The sequence below is a fragment of the Paenibacillus sp. P13VS genome (assembly GCF_015143645.1).
GTDB lineage: Bacteria > Bacillota > Bacilli > Paenibacillales > Paenibacillaceae > Paenibacillus > Paenibacillus xylanilyticus_A.
In genome coordinates this window covers 592,252-605,807 of record NZ_WYEV01000004.1, presented here as the reverse complement: position 1 = coordinate 605,807, position 13,556 = coordinate 592,252, and the positions used below count along the sequence as shown (strand labels likewise).

10 protein-coding genes are annotated in these 13,556 nt (G+C 48.6%); 7 read left to right on the top strand and 3 right to left on the bottom strand.

Translation table 11 applies throughout. The features are described 5' to 3' along the window. Window positions 1-37: 37 nt before the first annotated feature. Window positions 38-553 (bottom strand): hypothetical protein, encoded by a 516-nt coding sequence (locus GUA98_RS12540; protein WP_227779595.1) that lies wholly within the window; start codon window positions 551-553, stop codon window positions 38-40. Window positions 554-882: 329 nt separating this feature from the next. Here GUA98_RS12540 and GUA98_RS12535 point away from each other — a divergent pair, with 329 nt between their 5' ends. From GUA98_RS12535 to GUA98_RS12515, 5 genes are all read left to right on the top strand, one after another. Next, complete coding sequence (locus tag GUA98_RS12535) at window positions 883-1,653, top strand: amino acid ABC transporter substrate-binding protein (RefSeq protein ID WP_193723208.1); 771 nt, start codon at window positions 883-885, stop codon at window positions 1,651-1,653. 109 nt (window positions 1,654-1,762) lie between these two features. Continuing rightward, on the top strand, window positions 1,763-2,422 hold the full coding sequence (locus GUA98_RS12530) for an amino acid ABC transporter permease (protein ID WP_095288749.1): 660 nt from the start codon (window positions 1,763-1,765) through the stop codon (window positions 2,420-2,422). 33 nt (window positions 2,423-2,455) lie between these two features. Then, the gene (locus GUA98_RS12525) at window positions 2,456-3,211 is read left to right on the top strand and encodes an amino acid ABC transporter ATP-binding protein (protein WP_193723207.1); all 756 of its coding nucleotides are present in this window, start codon (window positions 2,456-2,458) and stop codon (window positions 3,209-3,211) included. A 437-nt stretch (window positions 3,212-3,648) separates the two neighbouring features. Further along, window positions 3,649-5,757 (top strand): RICIN domain-containing protein, encoded by a 2,109-nt coding sequence (locus GUA98_RS30150; RefSeq protein WP_193723206.1) that lies wholly within the window; start codon window positions 3,649-3,651, stop codon window positions 5,755-5,757. A 123-nt stretch (window positions 5,758-5,880) separates the two neighbouring features. Next, entirely contained in the window at window positions 5,881-7,887 is a 2,007-nt protein-coding gene (locus tag GUA98_RS12515; protein WP_193723205.1) for a CotH kinase family protein, read from the top strand. Between the two features lie 144 nt (window positions 7,888-8,031). Here GUA98_RS12515 and GUA98_RS12510 read toward each other — a convergent pair whose 3' ends face one another. Beyond that, window positions 8,032-8,973: an NADP-dependent oxidoreductase gene (locus GUA98_RS12510; RefSeq protein ID WP_153977113.1), complete on the bottom strand. Its 942-nt coding sequence runs from the start codon at window positions 8,971-8,973 to the stop codon at window positions 8,032-8,034. A 30-nt stretch (window positions 8,974-9,003) separates the two neighbouring features. Then, window positions 9,004-9,498, bottom strand: a complete 495-nt coding sequence (locus GUA98_RS12505; protein WP_193723204.1) for a MarR family winged helix-turn-helix transcriptional regulator — start codon at window positions 9,496-9,498, stop codon at window positions 9,004-9,006. 343 nt (window positions 9,499-9,841) lie between these two features. On the opposite strand from GUA98_RS12505, the gene GUA98_RS12500 reads away from it, so the two are divergent. Together GUA98_RS12500 and GUA98_RS12495 are read left to right on the top strand one after the other, a co-directional pair. Continuing rightward, window positions 9,842-11,530, top strand: a complete 1,689-nt coding sequence (locus GUA98_RS12500; protein WP_153977115.1) for a methyl-accepting chemotaxis protein — start codon at window positions 9,842-9,844, stop codon at window positions 11,528-11,530. A 190-nt stretch (window positions 11,531-11,720) separates the two neighbouring features. Next, window positions 11,721-13,532, top strand: coding sequence for an ABC transporter substrate-binding protein (locus tag GUA98_RS12495; RefSeq protein ID WP_193723203.1), 1,812 nt, complete (start codon window positions 11,721-11,723; stop codon window positions 13,530-13,532). Window positions 13,533-13,556 lie beyond the last annotated feature (24 nt).

Below are 13,556 nucleotides of genomic sequence, written 5' to 3'. Positions count from 1 at the left end.
AAAGCCCCCTCCAATGTGTTGGAAGGGGCTTGTTTTTTTATTTTTTCTCCACGAGATGAACGGCAAAAGCAAATGAAGTATCTCCTAGGGAGACATTGGAGTCTTTAGGAGAGGACCAGCGGGCAAATGCTCCATAATAGTGAATGCCCGTTTTCTGTGCCAGCTGGAATGATCCCGCTGTCAATGAGACACGATGCGCCTTTCCATCCACATATTCGACTAGAGTAAATTCATCCGGGGCAATGTCAGTCCCCATATGAATGGATACATCCTCTCCCACAAGTAAAGTAACAGGAGTTATTCCTTCCAGCAGCTCCAGGTCTCCTGCGTAGTCGACACACAAGCCCTCCCAGCAATAACTTCCCTGTACAGCAGGGATGGGGGTGCCGCTGACGGATTGGATAATGGGTGTAGGAAGTTCCGTTGGCAAGTTATTGCGCTGGCTCGTTCCTGAAGGAGGATTTTCCACGTTGTTCATGTTGTATTGGTTGGTATTGCATCCGGACAATAGGAACACAGATCCAAGCAGTATAAGGGTAGTCCAAACTCTCACTGAATGTATGAAATTAATCTCAAACACCTCCCCAATATATTCCATACGAAAAACAGCAGAGGAATGTTGCTCAGCAATGGGCGGGCACGGAGTTGAAGGCACTTCAGGACCCTGTTCAATGGGATTCTATGGTACGCTCGAAACTGGAGAAACCAGCCAAAGTACAAGAAACATTTTCACAAATTGTTGACAATTGAGCTGCATGAAAACGTAGGAAATAGGCAAGACACTCGACTCTTCTCCCATGCTATGTTATTATAAGGCTCTGATAACGTGGTAACGAACTAAAGCGTTTGGGTTTTGGTTATAGACATGGAGGGGTTCTAGAGATGAGAAAAAAAGCGATATTCCTATTATTCATCAGCATATGCATGATCGTTGTGGCAGGTTGTTCGAGCTCGGGAAGCAAGGACGACAACTCTATTGTTGTGGGGATCGATGACAAATTCGCACCAATGGGATTCCGGGATGAACAAAATGAAATTGTAGGCTTCGACATTGATTATGCCAGAGCTGCAGCGGAGAAAATGGGTAAAGAAGTGACCTTTCAGCCGATCGACTGGTCTTCCAAAGAATCGGAGCTGAACAGCGGCCGGATTGACATGATCTGGAACGGGTACACGATTACGGACGAACGCAAGGAGAAAGTGCTGTTCACGAAGCCGTATTTGGAAAACAGTCAGGTTGCGATTACACTGGCCGATTCCCCAATTACGAAGCTGGATGAGCTGGATGGCAAAAATGTGGGATTGCAGGCGCTGTCTTCAGCGGCAGATGCACTCGCAGCCAGTCCACTGAAGGACAAAGTGAAAGCTTCCGAATTCAAGGATAATGTTCTTGCACTGACGGATCTGAAGACGAAACGTCTGGATGCCGTTATCATTGATGAAGTGGTGGCAAGATACTACATGTCGAAGGAAGAGGGTACGTTCAAATTGCTCGATGAATCCCTTGCACCGGAGCAATATGGTATTGGTATCAAAAAAGGTAACGAGGAACTGCTCAATCAGCTGCAAAAAGCACTGGATGAACTGAATGCAGACGGAACGGCTGCCCAGATCTCAACCAAGTGGTTGGGTGAAGACAAGGTATTGAAATAGACAGGTTAGCGCCTGACATACGATCAGAAACCAATATGACCCCGTATTCCTCTTGGAGCATCGACTCCATTGGAGTGCGGGGTTAACAGATTAGAGGAGACAAAAAATCATGAGTTGGGATTATATATCTACTATTTTGAAACCTATGCTTGAGGGAGCCCAGACAACGATCTTTATGTTCTTGCTCGCCATCGTGCTGTCCATACCGCTTGGATTCGTGGTCACCCTGGCGATGAGAAGCCAAATTAAACCACTGGCATGGATCGCACATACGTACGTCTATGTCATGCGGGGAACACCACTGCTTCTGCAGGTATTATTCTTCTGTTTCGGTCTTCCGCTGCTTCCTGTCATTGGCGATTACCTGGTGTTTGATCGTTTCGTTGCTGCGGCGATTGCATTTATTCTGAACTATGCGGCGTACTTTGCCGAAATTTTCAGAGGGGGGTTGCTCTCCATCGACAAAGGGCAGCATGAAGCTGCACAGGTTCTTGGCTTAACCAAGTGGCAGACGATGACCAAAGTCATCATTCCACAGATGATTCGGGTTGTACTGCCTGCAACAGCGAATGAGTCCATTACTTTGATTAAGGATACGGCTCTGCTCTATGCGGTTGCGGTTCCTGAATTGCTGTATTACGCCCAAGCCGCGGTCAACCGGGATTTGCAGCTCATCCCATTTTTCGTTGCAGCGATCATGTATCTGCTCATGACATTGGTGCTCACACTGCTGTTCAAAGCGCTGGAGAAGCGGTTTTCATTTGAATAAATTAAATCTGATTAATCAAAGGACTGTCTGCATATGACACATATTATAAAAGTAAATCAGTTAAGAAAATCATTCGGCACACTTGATGTACTGAAGCAGGTAACCTTTAATGTGACACCGGGTGAAGTCATTGCCGTGATTGGCCCATCAGGCTCGGGCAAGAGTACGATGCTGCGCAGCTTGATTCATCTGGAGGATATCTCCGGTGGAACGATTCGCATTCAGGATCAGACACTGGTTGATAATGGCCGTTATGCAGGGACTGCGGAAATTCGCAAAATCACGGATCGGATGGGGATGGTGTTTCAGCATTTTAATCTGTTCCCGCATCTGACTGTACAAGCCAATCTGGAACTCGCACCGAAGACGTTGAAAAAGGAAAGCAATGCTATTATTCGGCAGCGAAGCCTGGAATTGCTCGGGAAAGTTGGGCTGTCTGACAAGGCGGATGCCTATCCGGCCAATCTGTCCGGTGGACAGAAACAGCGCGTAGCCATTGCTCGTGCATTGATGATGCAGCCGGACATTCTGCTGTTTGATGAGCCGACGTCAGCACTCGATCCCGAGTTGACTGGAGAAGTGCTGCGAGTCATTAAAGACCTCGCACAGGAGAATATGACGATGATGATCGTTACCCATGAGATGAGCTTCGCCCGTGATGTTGCGGACCGGGTTTTCTTCATGGACAATGGCGAAATTGCCGAAGAAGGCCCGCCGGAGCAAATCTTCGGCAACCCCAAGCTGAATCGCACTCGCACCTTTCTTCAGCGGGTGGAAATAGATTCTTAAATCAAAAAAAGTGTTGCTCCATTATACATGGAGCAACACTTTTTTTAAGTTCATTTTATGAGATATACCCGTCGAACAACCACTCCCACCAGTAGTAAGAGGATATTCAATCGTTATATAATTGCAAATTTATTAATATATATATTTATTTTACATAACGACATCAATCCCCTTACTTCGACAAGGATATGCATTTATTATGAGGTGGAGTATAGTGTTCGAATCCAGAATCGCTATACGGAATATCATTATGAGAGGAGGTTAATATATCCATTCATAAAGTAACAAAAGTACGTTCTATTTAAAGTTGGATGGCAAAAGAGAGAGAATGTATTTTTTATCATAAATATGAAAGCGCTTTACTACCTGGTGATCAGAGAAACATATTGTTATTTCGCCATATAAGCAACCTATTATGAAGGGAGATTGATTCATTCATGCAACCTGTATACAAGCTATGGAATAAGCTGACCACGATGATGCTCGTATTTGTGCTTTTGGCTGTCAGCATGGGCAGTGGGAACGCAATGGGAGCAGCAAGTTCATCAACAACTTCGAATACAACCCGGGTGTCTGTACATGACCCTTCCATTTATTATGATTCGTCCACGAACAAGTACTACATTTACGGATCTCATCTGGCTCAAGCCAGCAGCACGGATCTCCGAAACTGGTCTTACGAGGGAACGCAGGGGTATGCCAACAGTACCTTGTACGCACCATCCACCTTCGAAGGGTATTATTACATCAAAAATAAAAATAGCAGCCTTTACCTGGATGTCGCCGATGGCTCGTCTGCAGATGGGACAAGCATACGGCAGTGGTCCTATAACGGCTCTGACGCGCAAAAGTTCAGAATTATGCATTACGGCAACGGGGATTACTATCTCCTTACCGCCAACTCAGCCTATAAAAGTGCCGTCGACGTCAATAGCGGCTCGGCTGCCGATGGAGCTCTCATTGAGCAGTGGACCTATTGGGGCGGTACGATGCAGTTGTTCCGGATTCAGCAAAATGCTGATGGTTCTGTTGCTTTCTTAACCAAGGCATCCGGCTATACTAGTGCACTGGATGTGGCGGGTGGCAGCACAACGGCTGGGGCCAATATACAGCAGTGGAACTACTGGGGTGGAGAGATGCAGAAATGGGAGCTGGTCAAGGCAGGCGGTACCGGTAATGCCTCCCGCAGCTCGGGAGCTGCCTTGACATCCGCCTTGGCTGTTTCCTATGCATGGGCTGGATATAATGACCAGGACAGCTCTGGTGGTCATGCGGTATGGGCGCCGGCATCGCCAATCTACAATGCTTCATATACATGGGCGGATGGTTCCAAGGGAGCCTACATGCTGTACTACTCCACTTCTTCCACCTATATTCGCTCAGCTATCGGATTCGGTGTATCCAAATCCGTGAAGGGGCCGTACGAATACATTGATACGATTATCTACTCTGGATTCACAAATGGGAGCAATCCAATTACGACCACGTCCTCACTTGGAACCAAAACCGTAAACACATGGTATCAGCATACCAACATTCCTGAGCTGATCGACAAAGGCAGTCTGTCCGGCACGCGGAGCGGTTGGTTCTTGAGCAATGGCGGCTTTAACAATACCCTGTTTCCGAATGCCATCGACCCTACCTTAACTTACGACAGCTCCGGAAAGCTGTGGATGAGCTACGGGTCCTGGTCAGGAGGAATTTATATTCTGCAAATTAATCCGGATACCGGACAGCCCATCTATCCGGGATCGGATAACGGCAATACCGACCGTTATTTCGGCAAGCGCATAGCCGGAGGTTACGGCAAATCAGGAGAAGCTCCCTATATCGTTTATGACAAGGATGCAGGCTATTACTACCTGTATGTAACCTACGGTGGACTGGCTAATGAAGGTGGTTACCATATCCGCTTGTACCGTTCTACCACTATTGATGGAACTTATACCGACGCTGCGGGTAATCAGGCCGTATATGCCTCCGCTTCAGTCGATCAGTCGACACGTGGCATCAAGCTGTTTGGTAACTATGCATTCTCCGGCATACCGCTCGGTTACAAATCAGGCGGGCATAACTCCGCTTTTCTAGATACGGATGGTGCAAGGTATTTGATCTATCACACCCGATTTAATAATGGAACCGAGTATCATGAGGTTCGTGCGCATCAGCAATTCCTGAACGCTGACAAATGGCCGGTGACGGCCGTATACGAATTTTTGGGTAGCAGCATCTCGTCCACGGGTTATAGCGCAAGCGACATGGCGGGAACGTATCAGTTCGTCAACATGGGGCTGGATGCTTCCATCAGCGGTGTGGGCATGCTGCCTACCCAAAGTGTGACGCTGAATTCCAATGGCACGATAACCGGTGCAGTAACCGGTACGTGGTCCAATACTGCCGGTACGTATTACTGCACGATGGTGATCAACGGGGTGACCTACAAGGGCATATTCTTCAAACAGAAAAATGAGTCAACCAGTCATAATGAAGTTATGACCTTCTCGTTGATCGGGTCCAATAACCAATCGATCTGGGGGTCCAAATAGGATCACCCGCCCATAAGAAGATATAACATCGGACACATTTAAGATTCATTAAAGGTTTGTCCTCTACGATGGTTCCTATAAGCCTCAGGTGCTTAACAGAAACCAAGAAGGAGGATTTATCATTTGAATAATCTACTACAGAAAGTTGCAGTAACGGCATTGTCCGTGACGATGGTGACGTCGTCATTCGGCCTGATCGCTAGCCCTAACGCGGCGTACGCCGCAGAGGACACAGCGGCGACAACGACCAGCACAGGCATTGCGCAAGCGTACGAATCATTATTCCAGACAGATAATGTCATTGATATCAACGTTACGATTGATGATGCAGACTGGGAGAGCATGCTTGAAAGTCCGCTGGATAAGGACTATAAGAAGGTCAGTGTGGAAGTGGATGGCAATAAGCTGGATAATGTCGGTTTTTCCACCAAAGGCAATCTGACACTGAAGTCCGTGGCATCCATGGAAGACTCGGACCGTTACAGCTTCAGACTGAAGTTTGATAAATACGATAAAACGCAAACCCTGCTTGGCCTCGATAAAATGGTATTGAACAACAACTACGCGGATCCATCGTACATGCGTGAAGTTCTTCACTATGAAGCGCTGCGCAGCATTGGTATGGATGTACCGATGACGAACTACGTCAACCTGTACGTTAACGGCGAATTGGTTGGTTTCTATACAGGTGTTGAAGCGGTGGATGACAGCTACCTGGAGCGGAACTACGGTGAAGATTACGAAGACGGTGTTCTCTATGATACCGACGAGAGAAGTTATCTTCAATATGAAGAGGACGGCGACTACAGCACACTCACAGAAGATTTGGGTACGGACGAGAATAAAACCAAACTCAAAAACTTTATCAAAACGCTGAATGACATGCCTGAAGGAGAAAAAGGCGATATTGAGAGTGTGCTTGACGTTGACTCCGCACTTCAGTATATCGCGGGAAACATGGTCTTCGGCAACTATGACAGCTATAACGGTGACAAAGGGCATAACTACATGCTCTACAGCGATGCTGATGGCAAGTTCACAGTTGTGCCTTGGGACTTCAACATGTCCTTCAATGGATATTCGGGTGGAGGCGGACGTGGAACAACAACCGGATCAACGACGACCAACACCAATGCTACGAACGTATCCGTGGACGAGCCTGTACTTGGCATAAGCATGGAAAATGTACCGATGATTAACAACCTGCTTGCCGTGCCGGAGTATAAGGAAAAATACTTGAGCTACGTCAACGAGTTGACGGATTACCTGGAAGGCATCCAAGACCGTATTACAGAGCTTGCTGATGTCATCCGTCCTTATGTAGAAGCAGATCCAACCAAATTCTACACAACCGAACAGTTTGATTCCAATATCGCTTACTCCGCTAACGCGGATGCAGCAGGGGGTATGGGTGGAACGCCACCGGAAGGGTTCGAAGGCATGACGCCTCCAGAGGGCATGGAGGGAATGACACCTCCGGAAGGCTTTGAAGGCATGACGCCTCCAGATGGAACGACCCCACCTTCACAGCCGGATGGCACCAGCGGAACAGAATCAACAGATGCGGCAGGGAGCACAGGAAACACGCAGACACGTCCAGGTGGTAACTTCGGCGGTGGCGGAGGTATGGGCTCCATGGCAGCAGGATCGCTGACGACGTTTGCCCTGAACCGACTTGCAAACTTGCAAGAGCAGCTCGGACGTGAAGTGACACCGCTGCCAGAGACTACGGAAGATGCAAGCTCGGAAACTTCTACTGAAACGGGAACAACAGACCAAACCATTACCGTTACTTTGGATGGCCAAGCCATTTCGTTCCCGGATCAGGATCCGCTGGAGCAGAGCGGCCGGGTGATGGTGCCTGTCAATGCCATTCTTGAAGCGCTGGGTGCCGAGGTGACTTGGGACAAAACGGCGAAGACGGTAACTGCCGTTCTGAACGACCAGACACTCGTACTCCAGATTGGAAGCAGTACCGCAACGGTGAATGGCGAGACGCTTGATATCGATGCACCAGCCATTATCCTTAACAGCCGTACACTGGTTCCTGTACGCTTCATCTCTGAAGGATTGGGACTGACTGTCGATTGGGATCAAACGGCAGCACAAGTAAGTCTTACATCCAACTAAAAAGTATCTTCTTTATAGACCTTAGTCCATGGAGAACGAAAAGAGGGGTTCGATGATAACATCGAATCCCTCTTTGTTTTATTGTGGGATTAACCGGTTTGCAAAACGGAATGGCAGATAGAACTAGTCTCACTGAAGCAATGATCACATGGAGCGGACATCCAGCAAAATGCGTCCTCGGCCACGTCTGGCTTCACTCTTGGCATGAGCCTGATCCGCGTCACGCAGAGGGAAAATGGAGTCAACTTCTGAACGAAGGGTACCGTCTGCCATAAGCTTGGCAATGATCGTCAAATCCTCTGAAGTCGGGAATTTTGAATTGAACTTGGCTGTTACTCCGTATTGTTCTGCTTTGTCGCGGGAGGGGAGTTGAGTTAAAGAAACCAGCTTGCCACCGCGTTTCAGTACACCCCAAGAACGATCTTCATTATCTCCGCCAACCGTTTCTACAACGAGATCCACGTTGCGGACCAGCTCTTCAAACGCGGCTGTTTTGTAATCGATGACCTGATCAGCACCCAAGGAGGATACAAAATCCACATTGCTTCCAGAAGCCGTAGCAATGACATGGGCACCTTTCCATTTGGCGAGCTGTACAGCATATTGTCCGACACCGCCCGCAGCAGCATGGATCAGAACAGTTTGCCCGGATTCCAGCTCTCCTTCCGTGAACAAGGCCTTCCATGCAGCCTCGGCTCCACCTTTAATGGTTGCTGCTTCCTCGAAACTTAGTCCGTCTGGCATATGTACCAGATCCTGAGCAGGAGCAATGCCGAACTCTGCGTAGCTTCCCTTCACATTGCCAAACACACGATCTCCTGGCTGGAAATCCTGGACACCCTCACCTACGGATTCAACAATGCCTGCCATGGCTGTGCCCGGTGTATACGGCAGACTTTTGACAAACACGTCCTGCAGCCAGCCATTACGAATTTTCCAATCCAGCGGAATGGCTCCGGCATATTGAATACGTACCAGTACTTCTCCCGCCGCAGGTTCGGGCCGAGTTACTTCCTGTTCAAATTGCAATGTTTCCGGACCACCGTATTGATGAACTTGGATCGCTTTCATTTTGAATGTAGACATGTTATTCGCTCCAATCGTTTAGGGGATTTTTTAGGATAAGGATGAATCAATATGTGAAGCAATTTTCTGTGATAGAGACAGCAGTAAGTTCTTTTCTTCATCTGAGAGGACTGCGGTAGCGATCTGCTCAACCCGGCTCCAGGCAGAGTTCACTTGATCCTCCAGGGCGCGTCCTGCTTCCGTCAGGGAGACAATGGTGACCCGTCCATCTTCTTTGGAGCGACTGCGAGTAACGAGACCTGCACTTTCCAGGCGGCGAACGGACTTGGCTACGGTTGAATGATCCAGACGGAGTGTACGACCCAGCGAATTCTGGGATTGATGGTCCTGTGCGAACAGCTGCATCAACATGATTTCTTGACCAGGAAACAATCCTGTATCCCGAATCAATTGAGCAGCCAGCCCTTTATGCGAGCGTGCAAGAGCAAAAATACCAAAGCTGACCGGATAATGCTCAGCGCTGAATTCATCGTTAGCTGAACTAAGGAAAGGGTGATCTTTATTCGAAGCATCTTTTGATGTCATGGTATCCTCAACTTTCTCATTTATGTTGTCGGCAACATAAATATATCATCAATTTATGTGGCTGGCAACATATTATTTGGTTTTTTTATCCTTATACAAATTCAGACATATCTTGTTGGACTTGCGGGGCATCAGAATTTCCAAACGGAAGGACATTCGCACATGATTACGGAAAACACGGAAATGTTTTGGTTTTTTTCATTGAAAATTGTGATAAATATCACTGAAAACTTATAAATAATGTGAATGTGCCTACCGATAACTCTATATGTGATTATCGAAATCGATTCGAAATTCGGTTCGGAATCACCTCAATTACTTAGGGAAATGGGTGGCTCAACACATGCGAGGCATGAGCATCGGTACCAAAATCAGTTTGATCGTTATCAGCATATTTATCGTATTTTCCTCAGCCGTGGCGGTAAGCGTAATTCTGGAAATGAGACAGGGGATTACGACATTTGCAACGGAAAAGGCGAAGCGGGATTTGGAGATGGCGGATCGAATTATTACATACAAACACCCCGGCGACTGGGCCATCAAGGATGGCGAGCTTTACAAAGGCGAAACCGCAATGGAGGGCAACTTCGAACTTGTGGATGAGATCGGTGAGGCATCGGGAGATACCGTTACCATCTTTCGCGGGGAAGAGCGCGTGGCAACCAATGTGATGATGGATGGAGAACGTGCTGTCGGAACAAAAGTATCGGAACAGGTTGCCCAGGCTGTGTTGCAGCAGGGAGATAAATTCTACGGTGAGGCCGTTGTCGTTGGACAGAATGTACAGACGGCATATCAGCCGATCAAGGATGTAACCGGGGAAATCATCGGAATACTCTATGTAGGGGCATCTCAATCGCTGATTGATGTCATTATTTCTTCATTTCTGAAGACATTTCTGATCGTATTTTTGCTCGCGATGGGGGTAGCAATTACAGCCATTATCCTGTATGTCCGCAAAGTGAAATTAAGGATCGAACGGGTGTCTATGGCCATCAAGCGTGCAGGCACGGGGGACTTCACTGAGCCGGTCGTCGATCACGTCCAGGACGAGATTGGCATGCTTGGTGCCGGATACAACGAGATGAGAAGCAGCCTGCAGCTGATTATTCAGGGTGGTCTTCAAGCAGGGGAGAAAGCTAAACATTCGACCGGAATACTCTTGACCATTGCGGAACGCACAGCACAAGAATCCGAACAAATTGCTTTGTCCGTGGAACAGGTGGCTAGAGGGGCAGAGAGCCAGACCATCAGTACCGAAGAGAACCTGCAGGCCATGGAAGAGGTGGCCATTGGAGTGCAGCGGATGGCAGACAAGGCCTCCAGCATCTCGGAATCTGCCCTGTACTCCCGGAAGCAAGCGGAAACCGGAGGGGAAGCGGTGCAGCTGACGGTTCAGCAAATGTCGACGATTGAATCTTCCGTTACTACAACGGATGAAGTCATACGTACGCTTGAAGTGAAGTCTGCACAGATTAGCCAGATGGTTACCACCATTCATGAGATTGCGAATCAAACGAATCTGCTCGCTCTTAATGCATCCATTGAAGCAGCCAGAGCAGGGGAGCATGGCAGAGGCTTTGCCGTTGTGTCTACCGAGGTTCGCAAATTGGCTGAACAGGCCGGGGACTCCTCGAGCCGCATTGAGGAACTGGTCAAAGCCATGGAGCAGGACATGCTGCTGTCCCTATCAGCCATGTCTCGAGTGAAGGATGAAGTGCAGGAAGGGCTGCGCTTGACTCGTGTAACGGAACAAAACTTCAGCCTGATCCGGGATACAAACGTAAGGATCGCAACGGAAATTGAGGACATGGCAGCGACAAGTGAGGAGATGTCTGCCGGCGTGGAACAGATCGTTGCTTCCGTGCATGAGATTGCACGCCATGCGCAGACGGCCAGTGCCAATTCACAGCAGGCTGCCGGTTCGGTTCATGAACAGCTCAAGTCGGTGGAACAGATTAAGGCGTCTGCGGCGGTGCTGTCCGATGTTTCCTCGGAGCTTCAGACATCGCTCAGCCCGTTTAAGATCTAACCAATTTGGTCATCTTAGCAAAAACCAACTTCGCAATTCCGAAGTTGGTTTTCGTCTTTTTTGGGACGACTGCCCAAAATAATGTCTCGACATTGAGGAAAGAGGAGGAATGTTTCATGTGATATATATCATAGAATATCGTTAAGTAAGCGCTTCCAAATACCAATATGAATTCACGGAGGGGTTCAGGATGCGAGTCAAGAGTGCTGCAAAACCGCTCATCGCCCTGTTATTGTCGGCTGCTCTATTGGCCGGATGCCAAAGTGTTCAGCCACCGTCGGTAAGTGAACCGCAAGGAACGGTAGATCCACCTGCTGCAACGACCCAAAATGAACCGGCACCACAAACCAATCAGGAGACTCCGCGCAACGAGACGCTGTATGTCAATGGATTGCAGTGGGGACCTCCCACCAACTTCAATCTGCTCAGCGGCAATCCCGCCTTCCCTGTGAATTACGGGAACTCCAGGGAACTCGTGTATGAGACCTTATTTATGGTGAACCAATTGGATGGAGCACTTGAGCCGCTGCTCGGCAAGTCATATGAATGGACGGATGATACGACACTGCGGATTGAGCTGAACGCAGATGCGAAGTGGAGTGACGGCACGGCTTTTACCGCAGATGATGTGGTGTACACCTATGAACTGGGCAAAAAATACGACATTAACTGGAGCAGTTTCTGGACCTATATTCAGGAAGTGAAAGCAGACGGAGCCCAGTCCGTGGAAATCAAGTTGAACCCTGATAATCCCAACAAACTGACCGTCCTGGATAGCATTGAGTTAATCCCGATGCTGCCGAAGCATATCTGGGAAGAGATTGAGAAGAAAAATAATAATGATCTGACAGCGATCCGCAAAGAAATCAACGATAATCCGGTGGGCACCGGAGCTTACAAGCTGCACTTCTACAATGATCAGAAAATTACCATCATTCGCGACGACAACTACTGGGGACAGAAGCTGTTCGGCAAGCTGCCGGCACCGAAGTATATCACCCATGTGATCTACAAGGATAATGCAGCAGGGGATCTGGCTTTCAAGAGTGGGCAAGTGGACGTCTCCCAACAGTTTATCCCGCAGGTGTGGAAAATGTGGGAAGGCGGCGCTCCGGTCAAAACCTATCTGAAAGATGCTCCTTACTATCTCCCGGGTTCCATGCCGAGCATCTTCTTCAATCTCTCCAAGGCCGGACTGGATAACGCGGATGTCCGCCGGGCCATTGCCATGAGCATCAACTATGACAAGATCTCCGAACTGGCAATGAGCGGTTATTCTGCACCGATGCAGCCTTCACTGACCTTGAACTCGGATGCCGAGTCCAAATATATTGATCAGAATGCAATTAAGTCTCTGCAATGGACCACCGATGTGGAAGGGGCCAATGCGCTGCTTGATTCGATTGGGGCTACGAAAGGCAAGGATGGCATTCGTGTCCTGAATGGTACCCGTCTCGGACCGTTTGAAATTGAGTGTCCGTACGGCTGGTCTGACTGGAATGCGGCGCTGGAGATTGTTGCACAGAGCGCCAAAGCAATCGGCATTGAGATTCGAACCAAATTCCCGGAATCCCCGGTATGGACCAATGACCTGCAGACTGGCAAATTCGATATTATCATGAACACGCCAGCGGGCGGTGTGAGTCCGAGCCAGCCGTGGAACCGTGCCATGACCATCATGTATTCGAAAGGCGTTGCTCCACTCGGCGAGATGGCATTCTGGAACTGGGGCCGTTACCAAAATGACCGTGCAGACGCAATCATTGAAGAGATTCCTTCGGTATCTGATGAGGCGAAACTGAAATCCCTATACACCGAACTGAATACGATCTGGCTCAAAGACATCCCGTCCATCCCACTAATGTACAGACCGTGGGTGTTTGATACTGTGAATGAGTCTGTCTGGAGAGGCTTCCCGTCCGAAGGGGACGGCACCAACATTCCGCCGCAGATTTCCATGGATGGCGCAGGCATCAAGGCACTTTACCAAATTCATAATTAGGAGATGCAAAAAGGTTCTCACCTT